At 69.6% G+C, this 15,776-nt stretch carries 20 protein-coding genes and 1 riboswitch; of the genes, 9 read left to right on the top strand and 11 right to left on the bottom strand.

Translation table 11 applies throughout. The features are described from left to right. The first annotated feature begins 4 nt into the window (after window positions 1-4). Window positions 5-1,450, top strand: a complete 1,446-nt coding sequence (locus tag H7I87_RS24145) for a neutral zinc metallopeptidase (protein WP_019733104.1) — start codon at window positions 5-7, stop codon at window positions 1,448-1,450. Window positions 1,451-1,466: 16 nt separating this feature from the next. Here the strand turns inward: H7I87_RS24145 and H7I87_RS24140 are convergent, their stop codons facing one another. The 6 genes from H7I87_RS24140 to H7I87_RS24115 all read right to left on the bottom strand — a co-directional run bounded on the left by H7I87_RS24140 (window position 1,467) and on the right by H7I87_RS24115 (window position 6,404). After that, window positions 1,467-2,342 (bottom strand): LLM class F420-dependent oxidoreductase, encoded by an 876-nt coding sequence (locus H7I87_RS24140; RefSeq protein ID WP_033727336.1) that lies wholly within the window; start codon window positions 2,340-2,342, stop codon window positions 1,467-1,469. Between the two features lie 16 nt (window positions 2,343-2,358). Beyond that, window positions 2,359-2,793: a MarR family winged helix-turn-helix transcriptional regulator gene (locus H7I87_RS24135; RefSeq protein WP_009979391.1), complete on the bottom strand. Its 435-nt coding sequence runs from the start codon at window positions 2,791-2,793 to the stop codon at window positions 2,359-2,361. Between the two features lie 46 nt (window positions 2,794-2,839). Beyond that, the gene (locus tag H7I87_RS24130; protein ID WP_003873799.1) at window positions 2,840-3,463 is read right to left on the bottom strand and encodes an alpha/beta hydrolase family protein; all 624 of its coding nucleotides are present in this window, start codon (window positions 3,461-3,463) and stop codon (window positions 2,840-2,842) included. Beyond that, entirely contained in the window at window positions 3,460-4,308 is an 849-nt protein-coding gene (gene thiD / locus H7I87_RS24125) for a bifunctional hydroxymethylpyrimidine kinase/phosphomethylpyrimidine kinase (RefSeq protein WP_033727335.1), read from the bottom strand. The genes H7I87_RS24130 and thiD overlap by 4 nt, the downstream gene beginning before the upstream one ends. Next, window positions 4,305-5,927 carry a phosphomethylpyrimidine synthase ThiC gene (gene thiC / locus H7I87_RS24120; protein WP_009979387.1) on the bottom strand — a complete coding sequence of 541 codons (1,623 nt, stop codon included), beginning with the start codon at window positions 5,925-5,927 and terminating at the stop codon, window positions 4,305-4,307. Before thiC ends, thiD begins: the two co-directional genes overlap by 4 nt. Continuing rightward, window positions 5,919-6,029, bottom strand: a riboswitch (TPP riboswitch). Its footprint overlaps the gene before it by 9 nt. A gap of 99 nt (window positions 6,030-6,128) precedes the next feature. Beyond that, a complete protein-coding gene (locus tag H7I87_RS24115) occupies window positions 6,129-6,404 on the bottom strand; it encodes a hypothetical protein (protein ID WP_003873796.1) in 276 nt (91 codons plus the stop codon). A 72-nt stretch (window positions 6,405-6,476) separates the two neighbouring features. Between H7I87_RS24115 and H7I87_RS24110 the strand changes: the two genes are divergently transcribed. Then, window positions 6,477-6,671: an Rv1535 domain-containing protein gene (locus H7I87_RS24110; protein WP_009979385.1), complete on the top strand. Its 195-nt coding sequence runs from the start codon at window positions 6,477-6,479 to the stop codon at window positions 6,669-6,671. A 1-nt stretch (window position 6,672) separates the two neighbouring features. Here the strand turns inward: H7I87_RS24110 and H7I87_RS24105 are convergent, their stop codons facing one another. The 4 genes from H7I87_RS24105 to H7I87_RS24090 all read right to left on the bottom strand — a co-directional run bounded on the left by H7I87_RS24105 (window position 6,673) and on the right by H7I87_RS24090 (window position 9,515). After that, window positions 6,673-7,122, bottom strand: a complete 450-nt coding sequence (locus H7I87_RS24105) for a hypothetical protein (protein WP_033727334.1) — start codon at window positions 7,120-7,122, stop codon at window positions 6,673-6,675. A gap of 167 nt (window positions 7,123-7,289) precedes the next feature. After that, entirely contained in the window at window positions 7,290-8,108 is an 819-nt protein-coding gene (locus H7I87_RS24100; protein ID WP_023870027.1) for an exodeoxyribonuclease III, read from the bottom strand. Between the two features lie 10 nt (window positions 8,109-8,118). Beyond that, entirely contained in the window at window positions 8,119-8,922 is an 804-nt protein-coding gene (locus tag H7I87_RS24095; protein ID WP_033727333.1) for a GNAT family N-acetyltransferase, cg3035/Rv0428c family, read from the bottom strand. Then, a complete protein-coding gene (locus tag H7I87_RS24090) occupies window positions 8,922-9,515 on the bottom strand; it encodes a peptide deformylase (RefSeq protein WP_033727331.1) in 594 nt (197 codons plus the stop codon). The genes H7I87_RS24095 and H7I87_RS24090 overlap by 1 nt, the downstream gene beginning before the upstream one ends. Before the next feature lie 181 nt (window positions 9,516-9,696). On the opposite strand from H7I87_RS24090, the gene napA reads away from it, so the two are divergent. From napA to H7I87_RS24055, 7 genes are read left to right on the top strand one after another with little or no spacing between them, the layout of a single operon-like run. Continuing rightward, window positions 9,697-10,005, top strand: coding sequence for a nucleoid-associated protein NapA (gene napA, locus H7I87_RS24085; RefSeq protein WP_003873790.1), 309 nt, complete (start codon window positions 9,697-9,699; stop codon window positions 10,003-10,005). A gap of 19 nt (window positions 10,006-10,024) precedes the next feature. Then, window positions 10,025-10,501 (top strand): LytR C-terminal domain-containing protein, encoded by a 477-nt coding sequence (locus H7I87_RS24080; protein ID WP_003873789.1) that lies wholly within the window; start codon window positions 10,025-10,027, stop codon window positions 10,499-10,501. A 30-nt stretch (window positions 10,502-10,531) separates the two neighbouring features. Further along, window positions 10,532-11,215, top strand: coding sequence for a superoxide dismutase[Cu-Zn] (gene sodC / locus H7I87_RS24075; protein ID WP_033727329.1), 684 nt, complete (start codon window positions 10,532-10,534; stop codon window positions 11,213-11,215). Beyond that, the gene (locus tag H7I87_RS24070; RefSeq protein ID WP_015632730.1) at window positions 11,205-12,335 is read left to right on the top strand and encodes a glutamate--cysteine ligase; all 1,131 of its coding nucleotides are present in this window, start codon (window positions 11,205-11,207) and stop codon (window positions 12,333-12,335) included. Before sodC ends, H7I87_RS24070 begins: the two co-directional genes overlap by 11 nt. Next, window positions 12,335-12,976 carry an LON peptidase substrate-binding domain-containing protein gene (locus H7I87_RS24065; protein WP_033727328.1) on the top strand — a complete coding sequence of 214 codons (642 nt, stop codon included), beginning with the start codon at window positions 12,335-12,337 and terminating at the stop codon, window positions 12,974-12,976. Before H7I87_RS24070 ends, H7I87_RS24065 begins: the two co-directional genes overlap by 1 nt. 22 nt (window positions 12,977-12,998) lie before the next feature. Then, complete coding sequence (locus H7I87_RS24060; RefSeq protein WP_033727327.1) at window positions 12,999-14,021, top strand: LLM class F420-dependent oxidoreductase; 1,023 nt, start codon at window positions 12,999-13,001, stop codon at window positions 14,019-14,021. Continuing rightward, a complete protein-coding gene (locus tag H7I87_RS24055) occupies window positions 14,018-14,839 on the top strand; it encodes an enoyl-CoA hydratase-related protein (protein WP_033727326.1) in 822 nt (273 codons plus the stop codon). The genes H7I87_RS24060 and H7I87_RS24055 overlap by 4 nt, the downstream gene beginning before the upstream one ends. Before the next feature lie 432 nt (window positions 14,840-15,271). Here H7I87_RS24055 and H7I87_RS24050 read toward each other — a convergent pair whose 3' ends face one another. Then, a complete protein-coding gene (locus H7I87_RS24050) occupies window positions 15,272-15,487 on the bottom strand; it encodes a hypothetical protein (protein WP_139800062.1) in 216 nt (71 codons plus the stop codon). Between the last annotated feature and the right edge of the window lie 289 nt (window positions 15,488-15,776).

The following is a 15,776-nucleotide window of genomic DNA, read 5'->3' as shown; positions in this document are numbered from 1 at the left end:
AGCCATGCACAGCCACGCGCTCAGGTCGGCATTCGTGTCGGCCGCGGCGGTGCTGCTGGTGGCGGGTTGCTCGACGTTCGTCGAGGGACGCGCGCTGTCGATGCTCAACGACCCGTTCCTGGTTGGTGGTCTGCCCGCGACCAACGGGCCCAGCGGCATCCGCTCCAACGCCCCCGCCCCCACCGGCAAGGTGCTCAACACCGACAACGGGTCGATCGACTCGCTGTCGTTGCTGTCGATCAACGACATCGAGGACTACTGGCGCTCGGTGTACGGCCAATCGCTGAAGGGCAAATTCGTTCCGATCAGCAAGATCGTGTCCTACAACTCGACCGATCCGAGCAGTCCGATCGTGTGCCACAACGACACCTACCAACTGGTCAACGCGTTCTACACCTCGCGGTGCAACCTGATCGCCTGGGACCGCGGCGTTTTCATGCCCGTGGCGCAGAAGTATTTCGGCGACATGTCGGTGACCGGTGTGCTGGCGCACGAGTTCGGGCACGCGCTGCAGCAGATGGCCGCACTGGTGACCAAACGCGATGCGACCATCGTGCGCGAACAGCAGGCCGACTGCTTCGCCGGGGTCTATCTGTTCTGGGTTGCCGACGGCAAGTCGCCGCGCTTCACGCTGAGCACCGCCGACGGGCTCGACCATGTGCTGGCCGGGATCATCACCACGCGCGACCCGGTGATGGACAGCGAGACCGCGAACGACGACGCGCACGGCTCGGCGCTGGACCGGATCAGCGCCTTCCAAATGGGTTTCCTCAACGGCGCCTCGGCCTGTGCGTCGATCAACCGCAAGGAAATCGAGCAGCGCCGCGGCGACCTGCCCTACGCCCTGCGGGTGGACACCAGCGGCAGACCGGAGACCGGTGAGGTCCCGATCAACCAGGACACGCTGTCCACGTTGATGGAGCTGCTGGGAAAGATCTTCGCGCCGGCCAATCCGCCCGCGCTGTCCTACCAGCCGGCCACATGCCCCGACGCCAAGCCCAGCCCGCCGGCGTCCTACTGTCCGGCCACCAACACCATCGCGGTCGACCTGCCCAAGCTGGCCGCGCTGGGCAGGGTCGCCGACGAGAACGAACACACCCTGCCCCAGGGCGACGACACCGCCCTGTCCGTGGTGATGTCGCGCTACGCGCTGGCGGTGCAGCATGAACGCGGCCTGGCCATGCAGAGCCCGTGGACCGCGCTGCGGACCGCCTGCCTGACCGGCGTGGTGCACCGCAGGATGGCCGAGCCCATCGAGCTGCCCTCACACAACCAATTGCTGCTCACCGCAGGCGATCTCGACGAGGCGGTGGCCGGCCTGCTGACCAACCATCTGGTCGCCAGCGACGCCGACGGCACCAGCGTGCCGGCCGGTTTCACCCGCATCGCGGCGTTCCGCGGCGGCGTGACCGGCAACGCGGACGCCTGCTACTCGCGCTATCCGGGGTAGCGAAAACCAAGCGCCATCAACCGATTTCGGCGAGCCGGGGGATCACCTCATCGCCCAGCCGGCGAATATAGCCGACGGGATCCGGATTGCCGGGCAGCGGCCCCACGTTGATCATGTCGATGCCGAGCCGGCCGAAGCGTTCCGCCGTCCTGAGGTATTCGTCGAGGTTCTCGAACGGGTCGAGGGTCGCCAGGCCACCGCACGTCTTACGGATATCCCGCGGGTCGCGGCCCACCGCGTCGCAGTGCCGGTGCAGCACCTCGATCTTGTGCTCGAGCTCGGCGAGGTCGTTCGACATGCTGTTCCAGACGTCGGCGTACTGCGCGACCATACGCAGCGTCTTCTTCTCGCCGTCCCCACCGATCAGGATCGGCGGGCGCCGAATCGGCTGCGGCGCACAGATCGTCTCGGCCAGCCGGTAGTGCTTGCCCTGGTACGCGCCGTTGTCGTCGCTCCACATCTGCCGGCAGATCTGCAGGGTTTCCTCGAGCATCTCGAACCGTGTGCTCAGCGCGGGATACGGAATGCCCAACGCGGTGTGCTCGCGTTCGTACCAGGCCGCCCCGAGTCCCAGCATCGACCGGCCCTGCGACAACACGTCCAGGGTGGTGACCGTCTTGGCCAACACGCCGGGGTAGCGATAGGTGACCCCGGTGACCAGCAGCGCCAGCTCGATCGTGGAGGTCTGCGCGGCCAGAAAACCCAACGACGTGTAGCCCTCGAGGAACGGATTCTCCGCGGGCCCAAGCTGTTCCATCTGGAAGAAGTGGTCGGCCAGGGTGAACAGCGTGGCACCGCCCTGCTCGGCGGCGCGGGCCGCCTCGGTCAGCGTCGGGCCCAGCCGTGCCGGGTCGCCGGGCAGAAAGTCGATGAAATGCAATCCCAATTCCATGGTGGGTCCCTCTCTGCTATTGCTCGGTCAAGCGCTCGAGCAGCGACAGCGCGTCGACGATGACGCGCCGCTCCGCCTCCGTGTAGCGCTCCTGGATGGCGCGGGCCAGCCACTCCTCCCGCGCACGGCGGTCGCTCTCGGCGCGCTTGCGGCCGGCCGCCGTCAACGAGACGACCTGGCGCCGCTTGTCATTCGGGTCGGGTCTGCGTTCGATGAGCCGACGTTGGCCCAGCGCAGCCAGGATGGTCGCCATCGACTGGGGGCGCACCCGTTCCGCCGCGGCCAGTGCGCTGGCCGACGACGGTCCCTCTTTCCACAGCCGGGTGAGCACCGCCGTCTGCGAGGGGGTCAACCCGTCGACCGCGATGTCCTTCAGCCGGCGCCGCAGCCGGCTGAACACCACCCGGATATCGCGCGCGGCCGCCACCGCGGAGTCGCTGACGCCATCCACACGGCCAGCCTAAACTGCACAGTCAAAACTGTCCAGTTAAAACTGTCTAATTCCGGCCGAGCAGCTGCAGCGCGGCGTCGACGGCCAGCGCCGCCACGTTCAGCGTCTTGGACCGCAGATCGTGTCGGGCGCTGGCGATCTCGACCACCGCCGTCGTTCCGCCGACCAACGCGGCGGCCGCGTTGAGCTCCTCGGGCGTCCCGAAGGGATCCGACGTCCCGTGGGTGAAGACCGTCGGCACCGTGATGGCCGGCAGATGCTCGGTGCGGGCCCGTTCCGGCTTGCCGGGCGGATGGACCGGGTAGGAGAACAGCGTCAGCACGTCCACCGCGGCGTCACCGGCGGCGACCACCATCGACGTCTGCCGGCCCCCGTACGAATGGCCGCCGGCGATCAGCGGGCCGTCGGCAAGCCCGCGGCACAGCGTGATCGCCTCGACGATGCCGGCACGGTCGGCGGCGCCCGACCCAGACGGCGGGCCGGTGGGCCGGCGCCGGCGGAACGGCAGGTTGTAGCGCACCGCCAGCCAGCCGCGCTGGGCCCACTCGTCGCAAACCTGTTGCAGCAGTGGCGAATCCCGGTTGCCGCCGGCGCCGTGGGTGAGCACCACCACGCCTTCGGGGGTGCCGTCGGGCCGGTGGGCGATGCCCGCGATCCGGTCGAGGTTCATCCGTCCCCCGAGAGCCGGAACAAGGCGGAGACGGGGCCGTGGCCGTGGCCCAGCGGGTAGGAGGCGCGCAAACACGCGGTGACCCACCGCTTTCCGAAGGCGACCGCATCCGGCACGGTGAAGCCGTGCGCGAGCGCACAGGCGACGGCACTGGCCAGCGTGTCGCCGCCGCCGTGGTCGTTGCCGGTGGCCAGCCGCTGCGCGTCGAACTCGTAGCACGAGTCGCCGTCGTAGAGCAGGTCGCAGCTGCGTTGCGACGACCGCAGATGCCCGCCCTTGACCAGCACCCATTGCGGCCCCAGCGCGTGCAACGCCTTGGCCGCAGCCCGCTGCGACGCCGCATCGGTCACGTCGATGTCAACCAGCAGCCGGACCTCGTCGAGGTTCGGCGTCACCAGGGTGGCCAGCGGGAACAATTGGCCGCGCAGGGTGTCCAGCGCGTCGGCGGCCAGCAGCGGGTCACCGTGCATGGACGCGCACACCGGATCGACCACCAGCGGCACCGACAACTCCAGCCGGCGCCAGGTCGCGGCCACCTCGGCGATGATGGGCGAGGACGCAAGCATGCCGGTCTTGGCCGCCTGGATGCCGATGTCGCCGGCGACCGCCTCGATCTGGCCGGCCACCACGTCGACGGGTACCTCGTGAAAGCTGTTGACCCCCAACGTGTTCTGCACGGTCACCGCGGTCACGGCGACGCACGCGTGCACGCCCAGCATCGCCATGGTGCGCAGGTCGGCCTGGATGCCCGCACCACCCCCGGAGTCGGATCCGGCGATGGACAGCACGCGGCGCGGCGTGGTGCCCGGCGGCGCCAGTGGCAGCGTCGGCGGCGGCCCCGTCACTGTGCCAGCGGTAGATACACCCGGTTGCCGTGCTCGGCGAACTCGCGAGACTTGTCGGCCATGGCCGCCTCGATCGCTTCCTCGCTGTCCAGCCCGTGCTTGGCCGCATAGTCGCGGACGTCCTGGGTGATGCGCATCGAGCAGAACTTCGGCCCGCACATCGAGCAGAAGTGCGCGGTCTTGGCGGGCTCGGCGGGCAGCGTCTCGTCGTGATACTCCCGCGCCGTGTCGGGATCCAGCGACAGCGCGAACTGGTCGTTCCAGCGGAACTCGAAACGCGCCTGGCTCAACGCATTATCGCGCTCCTGCGCATGCGGGTGCCCCTTGGCCAGGTCGCCGGCGTGTGCGGCGATCTTGTAGGCGATCACGCCGTCCTTGACGTCCTTGCGGTCCGGCAGACCCAGGTGCTCCTTGGGGGTCACGTAGCACAGCATCGCGGTGCCCGCCTGGGCGATGATGGCCGCGCCGATCGCCGAGGTGATGTGGTCGTAGGCCGGGGCGATGTCGGTGGCCAGCGGGCCCAGCGTGTAGAACGGGGCCTCCTCGCACCACTCCTCCTCCAGCCGCACGTTCTCCACGATCTTGTGCATCGGAACGTGCCCGGGGCCTTCGATCATCACTTGCACGCCATGGGATTTCGCGATCTTGGTCAGCTCGCCCAGGGTGCGCAGCTCGGCGAACTGCGCGGCGTCGTTGGCGTCGGCGATCGAGCCGGGCCGCAGGCCGTCGCCCAGGGAGAAGGTGACGTCATAGCGGGCGAAGATCTCGCACAGCTCGTCGAAGTTGGTGTACAGGAACGACTCTCGGTGATGCGCCAGGCACCAGGCGGCCATGATCGACCCGCCGCGGGACACGATGCCGGTGACCCTCTTGGCGGTCAGCGGCACGTAGCGCAGCAGCACACCGGCGTGCACGGTCATGTAGTCCACACCCTGCTCGCACTGCTCGATCACGGTGTCGCGGTAGATCTCCCAGGTCAGCAGGGTCGGATCGCCCTTGACCTTCTCCAGCGCCTGATAGATCGGCACGGTGCCGACCGGCACCGGCGAATTGCGCAGGATCCATTCGCGGGTCTCGTGGATGTTCTTGCCGGTGGACAGGTCCATGATGGTGTCCGCACCCCACCGGGTGGCCCACACCATCTTGTCGACCTCCTCGGCGATCGAGCTGGTCACCGCCGAGTTGCCGATGTTCGCGTTGACCTTGGTGGCGAACGCCTTGCCGATGATCATCGGCTCGATCTCGGGATGGTTGTGGTTGGCCGGGATCACGGCGCGGCCGCGGGCGACCTCGTCGCGCACCAACTCCGCCGGCATGCCCTCGCGGGCGGCGATGAACGCCATCTCCGCGGTGATCTCGCCGGCCCGGGCCCGCTGCAGCTGGGTGCCGCGGTCGCGCACCCGGCCCGGCCGCGCCGGCAGCCCGGCCGTCAGGTCGATCGTCGCGTCCGGATCGGTGTAGGGGCCGGAGGTGTCGTAGAGGTCGAAGTGGTCGCCGGTGGACAGGTGGACGCGGCGGAACGGAACCCGGGCACCGGGCACCCCGTCCAGTTCGCGGTAGACCTTGCTGCTGCCCGCGATGGGCCCGGTGGTCACGCTCGGTTCGACAATTGCGGTCATTTTTCATCTCCCTACGCCGGCATTACCCGGTCAGGTTCGTACGGTCGACGGCCCCGAGCCGTCCTCTCAGCACACTCGGCGTGCGCTCCCGCGTCTGATGGATGGGTCCGCACGCGACGTTACCCCCACCGGCAACCGCATGGCATGGCCGACGGCCCTATTCCCGCCGGTTCGTGCCGCGCGGTCACCGCGCGCTGACCCTCACACCTCCTCCATCGCCTCCCCGAGCTCCTCGAGGATCTTGTTGTGGTGATTGCTGGCCAGCAGGTGCCCCGCGGCGATGACCACGGCCACCGGCCAGTCGATGAGCTCCAGCGCCGCCAGGGCGGCCAGCCCGCCGAAGTAGGCCAGCTGCTCGGGCCGGGGAATCTCGACCTGGCCCAGGCCCGGAAGGTTCACCACGAAGGTTTCGCCTTCCCGGATCTTTTCCACCGCCTCGCGCTGGGACGTGCCGCGCCTCGCCTTCTTTTCCGCCATCATTTGCCTTTCGGTAACGAAGGGTTTCCCGACTCGCTGGGTCGCGCGTCCACCGTCGGAACTATGTCGACGATGACCGACACCGGGGGCGATCCGCTAGTTTCGTCGTTTGCTTCGGTGCTGAAGGTGCCGCTAGTTGAACTGTATGCGCTGTTGTGGCGCGTCGGGGTGGTCGAGATTCGCGACGACGATCGGACGCGCGCCGCGGCGGCGGGCCCGATCTGTCCGGATCCGTCGGCCCATCGGGCCGACCGGGTGGCCGTCTAGCTCAGTTGGTGCTGCGCAAGTCGCCGGCACCGGCGCGGCGCCCCGGGGCCTTCTTGGCCGTCGACTTGGCGGTGGTCTTGGCCGGCGCCTTGCGGGCCGGCGCCGATTCCGCCGGCACCGACTTGAGGTTCGCCTTGACCGCCCGCGGCTCGGGCTGCTGCTCCTTGCGGTTCAACCGCTGCAGCAGCAAGGCGCCGCCGCCGACGGCCAGCAGCACCGGCCACTCCACGAGTCCCGCGACGCCGAGCGCGCCGAAGGCCAGCGCGGCCGCGGGCGTGGAATGGCTGCCGCTGTTCATTCCGCGTTTGACGCCCTCCGCGGCTCCGGTGACGCCGCCGATGACGCCGTTGACCGCCGCGCCGCCCACGGCACCGGCGGCCGCGGTCGTCGCGGACGCGGCGCGGTTCACCGCCTGACTCACGCCCCGGACTGCTCCGCCGATGACACTCATGATGACTCCCTGGCTTTGATTGCGTGCGCCGCGCGCCGGCGTCGGCAGCGAGTAGTACCCGCTGAACGCAGGCTTAACAACTAGGCAATGCTGTTTCCGCTCCTGATTTTGCAAAGCCTGCCACCTTGCCGCGCGGCAGACAACGAGAAGCGGTGCCGGATTTCTCCCTAGGACGGCGGCTCGTCGCGGCTCACATCGACCAGCACCGGCGCGTGATCGCTGGCGCCCTTGCCCTTGCGCTCCTCGCGGTCGATCTGCGCGTGCGTCACGCGGCGCGCCAACGCGGGGGAGCCGAGGATGAAATCGATGCGCATGCCTTGCCGTTTCGGGAACCGCAGCGCGGTGTAGTCCCAGTACGTGTACACCCCCGGGCCCGGCGCGAAAGGCCGTACCAGGTCCGCGAATTGCGCGTCGAGGATGGCGTTGAACGCGCGCCGCTCCGGCTCGGAGACGTGGGTGGCGCCGGCGAAGAACTCCATGCTCCACACGTCGTCGTCCTGTGGGGCGATGTTCCAGTCCCCGGCCAGCGCGATCTGGGCGGCGGGATCCTCGCGCAGCCAGCCCGCGGCCGAATCACGCAGGGCGGCAAGCCAATCCAGCTTGTAGGCGTAGTGCGGGTCGCCCACCGCGCGGCCGTTGGGAACGTAGAGGCTCCAGATCCGCACACCGGCGCAGGTGGCGGCCAGGGCGCGGGCCTCCGCGGCGGCGGCGACCTCCGGCTTGCCGCTCCAGCTCGGCTGGCCCTCGAAGCCGACCCGCACGTCGTCCAGGCCGACCCGGGAGGCGATCGCCACACCGTTCCACTGGTTGAAGCCGACGTGGGCGACCTCGTAGCCGAGTTCGAAGAACGGCAGCGTCGGGAACTGGCCGTCAGCGCACTTGGTCTCCTGCATGGCCAGCACGTCGACGTCGGTGCGGGCCAGCCAGTCCAGCACCCGGGGCAGCCGGGAGCGAATCGAGTTCACATTCCAGGTGGCCAGCCGCACGGACTAGAAACTATCCCACCGGCCCGGCCGGGACCGTCAGGTAGCGGCGCCGGTGGTGCAGCCGGAAACCCAGCGCCCCGGCCAGTTCCAGCGCCGCGGCGTCGTCGTCGGGCACCGCCAGATAGGCGCGCGTGGCGCCCTGCCCGGCGCCCCACGCCAGCAGCGCCTCGCACCCGGCGCGGGCCTCGGCGTCGTGCCCGCCGGGCGGCACCCACAGCCCCACCCACCGGGTGCCGTCGGGTGCGGCGCTCAGCGCGGCCTGCGCGACGGACGCGTCGACCCGAACCCCGGGTTCGTCGCCGGACGGGCGGGAAAGGTCTTGCACCACAACCTGTTCGGTGCGCTCGCAGGTCAGCCCGGGCGGCGGCGTCAGCATCCGGTCCGGGACGGCCAGTCGTGGCGTCAGGCTGCGTCGCTGGTACCAGCCGGCGATCTCCGGGATGGCCTCGGCGTGAGCGGAAAGATCCAGCGGCACAGCGAAATCGGCTGAGGGCCCGGCGGGCCGGCCGGGTGGCGGGCCGGCCCGCAGCAGCCAGCCGTGCAGCCAGGTCTGCTCCGCGGCGGGCCAGGCCGCGGCGGCGGCGTGTTCGAGCGCGCGGATCTGCGAGGTGCGGATCGGGGTGTCGGTGAGCACCCGCAGCGCGACCACGTCGGCGGGCGCGAACTCGACGACCGCGCCGGTCTTGGTCTGCACCCGCACCGTCGGATCGACCGTCAGCAGCCGGCCCACCGCGTCGGTCAGCGGCGGCACCGATCCGGGCGGGCGCCGGTAGCGAACCGTCACCCGGGTCCCCGGGTCGGGCCACGAGAACATCAGTGACCGAACGGGTCCGGTCCCTCGCCGGGCATCCAGGACAGGCCGGGCACACCCCAGTTGTGGGATTTGACGGCCCGTTTCGCGCTGCGGGCATACCGGCCGATGAGCCGGTCCAGATACAGGAAGCCGTCCAGGTGCCCGGTCTCGTGCTGCAGCATCCGGGCGAACAGGCCGTGGCCCTCGATGGACACCGGGTTGCCGTCGGCGTCCAGCCCGGTGACCCGCGCCCAGCTGGCCCGCCCGGTGGGGAACGATTCGCCGGGCACCGACAAGCAGCCCTCGTCGTCGGTGTCCGGGTCGGGCATGGTCTCGGGGATCTCGGAGGTCTCCAGCACCGGGTTGACCACCACGCCGCGCCGCCGCTCGGTCAGCCCCCGGTCGTCGGCGCAGTCGTAGACGAACACCCGCAACCCGACCCCGATCTGGTTGGCGGCCAGGCCGACCCCGTGGGCGGCGTCCATGGTCTCGTACATGTCGGCGATCAGCTTGCCCAGATCCGCCGGCAGGGACCCGTCGTCACCGACCGGCACCGGCTGTGTCGGGGTGTGCAGGACGGGATCTCCCACGATGCGGATCGGAACGACTGCCATGGTCGGCTAAGCTACCGCACGCTCGCGGGTGGGCAATCTGGGTCAATCGGCCGACTCGCGGGTCTGGATGACGGCTTGAGGGTTTGGGGCGTGTTTCAATAATTCGCGCAAACCACGCGCTTAGCTAAGCCAAGTCATTCGAGCAGTTCGGAATTCGCCGAAAGGGTCCAGGGGAAGCGATATGGACAGCGCCATGGCGCGGGCAAATCGATCGGGGGACGACGCCGAGATCGCAGATGGGCTGACCCGCCGCGAACACGACATCCTGGCGTTCGAACGCCAGTGGTGGAAGTTCGCCGGTGTGAAGGAAGACGCCATCAAAGAGCTGTTCTCGATGTCGGCGACGCGGTACTACCAGGTGCTCAACGCGCTCGTCGACCGGCCCGAGGCGCTGGCCGCCGACCCGATGCTGGTGAAACGGCTGCGGCGGCTGCGCGCCAGCAGGCAGAAAGCGCGCGCGGCGCGGCGGCTCGGCTTCGAGGTGACCTGACTCGTTACAGTAGGGCTCGATGAAAGAACGAGTTCCCGACTCCACTGGACTGCCTTTGCGGGCCATGGTGATGGTGCTGTTGTTCCTCGGCGTCATCTTCCTGCTGCTCGGGTGGCAGGCGCTGGGTTCGTCCGGGAACTCCGAGGACGATTCGGCGTCGCCGGTGTCCAGCTCGACGGCCACCAGTTCGGCGTCCGCCTCGCCGACTAACAAGCCGGCGGCCAACCAGGCCGAGGTGCAGGTGTACAACATCTCCTCGAAAGAGGGCGTGGCGGCACGCACCAAGGATCAGCTGACGTCCGCCGGGTTCAAGGTCACCAAGGTCGACAACCTGGCCGTGCCCGACGTCTCGGCCACCACGGTCTACTACACCGACGCCGACGACGAGCACGCCACCGCCGATGCGGTGGGCAAAAACCTGGGCGCGCCGGTCGAACCGCGCATCCCCGCGCTCAGCGGCCAACCCCCGGGTGTCATCGTCCTCGTCGCGGGCTGAGCGGGCCGGCGAAGCGTTAGGCTGCTGGCTATGCCCAAGCTGCTGCCTCCCGTGGTTCTGGCCGGTTGCGTCGTGGCGCTGGGCGCCTGTTCGTCGCCCCAGCACGCGTCGTCGCTGCCGGGTACCACCCCCGCGGTGTGGACCGGATCGCCGTCGCCGTCGGGCGCGGGCGCAGCCGAGGCCGCGCCGGCCGCGGCGCCCGGCATCACCACCCACCTCAAGGCGCCGGACGGCACCCAGGTCGCGACCGCGAAGTTCGAGTTCAGCAACGGCTACGCCACCGTCACCATCGAGACGACGGCCAACGGCGTGCTCACGCCGGGCTTCCACGGGGTGCACATCCACAAGGTCGGCAAGTGCGAACCCAGCTCGGTCGCCCCGACCGGCGGCGCCCCGGGGGACTTCCTGTCCGCCGGAGGGCATTTCCAGGCGCCCGGGCACACCGGCGAACCCGCCAGCGGCGACCTGACCTCGCTTCAGGTGCGCAAGGACGGCTCCGGGACGCTGGTGACCACCACCGACGCCTTCACCATGGAGGATCTGCTCGGCGGGCAGAAGACGGCGATCATCATCCACGCCGGCGCGGACAACTTCGCCAACATCCCGGCGGAGCGCTACAACCAGACCAACGGAACACCGGGCCCCGACGAGATGACGATGAGCACCGGTGACGCCGGCAAGCGGGTGGCGTGCGGTGTCATCGGTGCCGGCTAGACGGGGCGACGCGCACATCGATTTCGCCCGTTCGCCGCGGCCGACCATCGGGGTGGAGTGGGAGTTCGCGCTCGTCGACGCGCAGACCCGCGACCTGAGCAACGAGGCCACCGCGGTGATCGCCGAGATCGGCGAAAACCCGCGCGTGCACAAGGAATTGCTGCGCAACACCGTCGAGGTGGTCAGCGGCATCTGCCGGACCGTGCCCGAGGCGATGGAGGATCTGCGGCAGACCCTGGGGCCCGCGCGCCGGATCGTGCGGGACCGCGGCATGGAACTGTTCTGCGCCGGCGCACATCCGTTCGCGCAGTGGACGACCCAGAAGCTCACCGACGCCCCGCGCTACGCCGAGCTGATCAAGCGCACCCAGTGGTGGGGACGGCAGATGCTGATCTGGGGGGTGCACGTGCACGTCGGGATCTCCTCGCCGAACAAGGTGATGCCGATCATGACGTCGCTGCTGAACTACTACCCGCACCTGCTGGCGCTGTCGGCGTCCTCGCCGTGGTGGACCGGGGTGGACACGGGCTACGCCAGCAACCGGGCGATGATGTTCCAGCAGCTGCCCACCGCCGGGCTGCCGTTCCAGTTCCAGACCTGGGCGGAGTTCGAGGGCTTCGTCTACGACCAGAAGAAGACCGGCATCATCGACCACGTCGACGAAGTCCGTTGGGACATCAGGCCTTCCCCGCACCTGGGCACACTGGAGATGCGGATCTGCGACGGCGTGTCCAACCTGCATGAGCTGGCCGCGCTGGTGGCGCTGACGCACTGCCTGGTGGTCGACCTGGACCGCAGGCTGGAGGCCGACGAGTCGTTGCCGACCATGCCGCCCTGGCATCACCAGGAGAACAAGTGGCGCGCCGCCCGCTACGGCCTGGACGCGGTGATCATCCTGGACGCCGACAGCAACGAACGCCTGGTCACCGAGGACCTCGACGACGTGCTCAACCGGCTGGAGCCGGTCGCCCGCAAGCTGCAGTGCGCCGACGAGCTGGCCGCGGTGGCCGACATCCCCCGCCACGGCGCGTCATACCAGCGTCAGCGCCGGGTGGCCGAGGAACACGACGGCGACCTGCGCGCGGTCGTCGACGCGCTGGTGGCCGAGCTGGAGATCTGATGACCGAACCCGTTGCGCTGCCGATGTTTCCGCTGGAGTCGGCGCTTCTGCCCGACCAGGACCTGCCGTTGCGGATCTTCGAGCCCCGCTACGGCGCGCTGGTGCGGCACTGCCTGGACACCGGCGAGCAGTTCGGGGTGGTGCTGATCGCCCGCGGCCGCGAGGTGGGCGGCGGTGACGCGCGCTGCAACGTGGGGGTGCTGTCCCGGATCGTCGACTGCGTCGACCAGGGCGCCGGCCGGTACCTGCTGAATTGCCGCACCGGGCAACGCATTCGGGTGTCCGAGTGGCTGCCCGACGACCCCTATCCCCGGGCAACGGTGATGCCGTGGCCCGACGAGCCCGGCGCCGCGGTGACGCCGGAGCAGCTGCGCGGCGTGGAAGACCGCGCGGTGGCGCTGTTCGAGCGGATCGCCCGGGTGCGCGGCATCACCCTGCCCGGGCGCGACCTGCTGCTGGGCCGCCACGATCCGGAACGCCCGGCCGGGCAACGCCTGTACGAGCTGGCCTCCCGCATCCCGATCGGCACGGCCGACCGCTACACGGTGCTCTGCGCGCCGTCGGCTGCCGAGCGCCTGGCCGCGCTGCGCGAGGCCGTGGACGCGGTGACCGAAGTGGTCGAGTTCCAGTTATCCGAATAGCGCTGCGCGACAGGAGCTTACGATGAAGGTTCAGCTGCAGGTCGACGGTTCGCCGGTGCGGGCGGCGGCAAGTGCCGCCGAGATCGCCGCGACCGGCGCCGACGGCCTGTTCACCTTCGAGGGTCAGCACGACGTCTTCTTCCCGCTGCTGATCGCCGCCGAGGCCACCGGGTGCGAGCTGATGACCAACGTGGCGATCGCCCCGCCGCGCAGTCCGATGCACCTGGCCTACGCGGCCTACGACCTGCAGCTCTACAGCGGCGGCCGGTTCCGGCTGGGGCTGGGCTCGCAGATCAGAGTGCACGTCGAAAAGCGTTATGGCAGTAGGTGGGAGCCGCCCGCGGCGCGGATGGCCGAGGCCATCTCGGCGATCAAGGCGATCTTCGCCGCGTGGGAAGGCCGGGCCCGCCTGGATTTTCGCGGTGAGTTCTACACGCACACCATCATGGCGCCCACCTTCGATCCCGGCCCCAACCCGTACGGGGCGCCGCCGGTGCTGCTGGGCGCGCTGGGTCCGGTGATGACCCGCACCGCCGCCGAGGTCGCCGACGGGCTGCTGGTGATGCCGTTCAACAGCGCCCGCCACTTCGCCGAGCGCACCCTGCCCGCCATCGGCGAGGGGCTGCGCCGCTCCAGGCGGGCCTTGACCGAGTTCCCGATCATCGCCCAGGCCATGGTGGCCGTCGGCCGCGACGAGGCGGACCTGGCGACGGCGATCGACGGGGTGGCCTCCCTCATCGCGTTTTACGGCTCCACGCCGGCCTACCTGCCGGTGCTGCAGGTCGAGGGTTGGGACGGCATTCAACCCGAGCTCAACGCGCTGTCCAAGCAGGGCCGCTTTGCGCAGATGCGCGGGCTGATCACCGACGAGATGGTGGCCCGGATCGGGATCGTGGGAACACCCGAGCAGTGTGCCGAGCAGATCGCCGCCCGGTTCGGCGAGCACGCCGACGAGGTGTGCTGTTACTTTCCGGGCTACACCCCCTGCCCCGCGGACGTCGCCGACCTGATCGGCGCCCTGCACCGGGTGCCGGCGCTGCCGTGACCGCCGACCTGACCGTCGAAATCGACTCGGGCGTCGCGGTTCTCACGCTCAACCGGCCCGACCGGCTGAACGCCTACACCGCCGTGATGGGCGAGCTGCTGAGCCGCGCCTACCGCGAGTGCGACGAGGACGACGACGTCCGGGTCATCGTGCTGACCGGCGCCGGGCGCGCCTTTTGCGCCGGGGCCGACTTCTCCGGCGGCGCAAGCCCGTTCGACGCCCCGGCCGGCGACGGCGCCTTCACCGCCTCACCGATCACCCCGGCGGCGTTCGAGTTGCGCAAACCGGTGATCGCCGCGGTCAACGGCCACGCCGTCGGGATCGGCCTGACCATCGCGTTGCAGGCCGACATCCGCATCGTCGCCGAGGACGCGAAATACGGTGTGGTGCAGGTGCGCCGGGGTGTGCTACCCGACTGCATGGCGCACTGGACGCTGCCCCAGTTGACCAACCTGGGGGTGGCCGCCGACCTGCTGCTCACCGGGCGGATGTTCGGCGGCGCCGAGGCGGCCGCGCTCGGCGTCGCCAACCGCGCGCTGCCCGCCGATCGGGTGCTCGACGAGGCGATGGCGCTGGCCCGCGACATCGCCGTCAACGTGGCGCCGATGTCGGCGGCGCTGTGCAAACGCCTGCTGTGGGACAGCGCGATCAATCGCTACCCACCGCGACAGGTCGCCGCGCTGGAAACCCTGCTGCACGAACGGGTGATGGGAGGCGGCGACGCCGCCGAGGGCGTCGCCGCGTTCCTCGAGCACCGGGCGCCGCGCTTCACCGCGCGGGTTTCGGCCGAGTGGACGGCTGTACCCGAGCCGGACTAGCCAAAGAGGCCGAGCATACGCCCGATGCGGGCCTAAGGCCCGTGCCCCGACCAGGTTTCGCGCCGTCGGCGGCGCACGATGGCCCTGACCGCGCTAAGGCCGGCAGCGCAACCCAAGCCAAGGATGACAAGGGGTTCCCACCAAGTGTCTTTGACGACAAATTTACCGGTTCGGTGGACCTCGACGTCGTGACCGACGTCTGGAGACGAGGCACCGCTGATGATCACCGATCCCGTCGGCGCACCGCTCGCGTGCGCGGAACAGTTATCGATGGGTACGTTGACACTATCCGCCCCGTTGTCCCAACAGTTGTCGACTGTCACTCGAGCGGGAACACCGAAGTGCTGATTCCATACCAGGAACGTCGAGATGGCTAGCAGGGAAAGCGAAGCGACGAACAAGCCCAGGATCGTGAGGAGTCGGGGACGATCGCTACTTCGGCTGGGCCGCATCACCGTGCTCCTCCTGGTTGTAAGCGACCGTCGCAGGTCTTCCAGAAGCGAGGCCAGCCCGAAATTGTCGGCCGCCGCCCATGCCCGCGCGGGCACCCACGCCCACGCCGGCCGCCAGACGGATGTCGATCGCCGGACCGTGCGCGATGTTGAGAGTCCGCTTGCCGGTGGCAAATTCATGCATTTTGGAGGCCACGGTCGGAGGGAACGCCACAAACTCGGCGCGTCGCAGCCGAGCTGCCGTTGACGCTCATCCCGAATTCTCCAACTTCCTTCGGTCCCCGGGCAGTTTCGTCGACGATGTGCCGGCTCCTTCCCGTTGGTCTACAGGTGGCAGAACCGCACGCGTCCGGGCGGTGTCGGCACTACAGTGATAGCCGCATCATGTCCGGATGTGCGGTTGCTGTAGCCGCGGCGGTCCGCCCGGGGCGCGTGTGATTAGTGTGCGCCGGCGGGCGGCCGCGGTTGATGGGCACGTAGGCCCA

The sequence above is a fragment of the Mycobacterium timonense genome (assembly GCF_025821985.1).
GTDB classification, from domain to species: domain Bacteria; phylum Actinomycetota; class Actinomycetes; order Mycobacteriales; family Mycobacteriaceae; genus Mycobacterium; species Mycobacterium avium.
This window is presented reverse-complemented; position numbering and strand designations above follow the sequence as displayed.

Coding starts and splice junctions, on each gene's coding strand:
- H7I87_RS24145 (WP_019733104.1), top strand. CDS start 5: ATGCACAGCCACGCGCTCAGGTCGGCATTCGTGTCGGCCGCGGCGGTG.
- H7I87_RS24140 (WP_033727336.1), bottom strand. CDS start 2,342: ATGGAATTGGGATTGCATTTCATCGACTTTCTGCCCGGCGACCCGGCA.
- H7I87_RS24130 (WP_003873799.1), bottom strand. CDS start 3,463: ATGAACCTCGACCGGATCGCGGGCATCGCCCACCGGCCCGACGGCACC.
- thiC (WP_009979387.1), bottom strand. CDS start 5,927: ATGACCGCAATTGTCGAACCGAGCGTGACCACCGGGCCCATCGCGGGC.
- H7I87_RS24115 (WP_003873796.1), bottom strand. CDS start 6,404: ATGGCGGAAAAGAAGGCGAGGCGCGGCACGTCCCAGCGCGAGGCGGTG.
- H7I87_RS24110 (WP_009979385.1), top strand. CDS start 6,477: ATGACCGACACCGGGGGCGATCCGCTAGTTTCGTCGTTTGCTTCGGTG.
- H7I87_RS24105 (WP_033727334.1), bottom strand. CDS start 7,122: ATGAGTGTCATCGGCGGAGCAGTCCGGGGCGTGAGTCAGGCGGTGAAC.
- H7I87_RS24095 (WP_033727333.1), bottom strand. CDS start 8,922: ATGTTCTCGTGGCCCGACCCGGGGACCCGGGTGACGGTTCGCTACCGG.
- H7I87_RS24090 (WP_033727331.1), bottom strand. CDS start 9,515: ATGGCAGTCGTTCCGATCCGCATCGTGGGAGATCCCGTCCTGCACACC.
- napA (WP_003873790.1), top strand. CDS start 9,697: ATGGACAGCGCCATGGCGCGGGCAAATCGATCGGGGGACGACGCCGAG.
- H7I87_RS24080 (WP_003873789.1), top strand. CDS start 10,025: ATGAAAGAACGAGTTCCCGACTCCACTGGACTGCCTTTGCGGGCCATG.
- sodC (WP_033727329.1), top strand. CDS start 10,532: ATGCCCAAGCTGCTGCCTCCCGTGGTTCTGGCCGGTTGCGTCGTGGCG.
- H7I87_RS24065 (WP_033727328.1), top strand. CDS start 12,335: ATGACCGAACCCGTTGCGCTGCCGATGTTTCCGCTGGAGTCGGCGCTT.
- H7I87_RS24060 (WP_033727327.1), top strand. CDS start 12,999: ATGAAGGTTCAGCTGCAGGTCGACGGTTCGCCGGTGCGGGCGGCGGCA.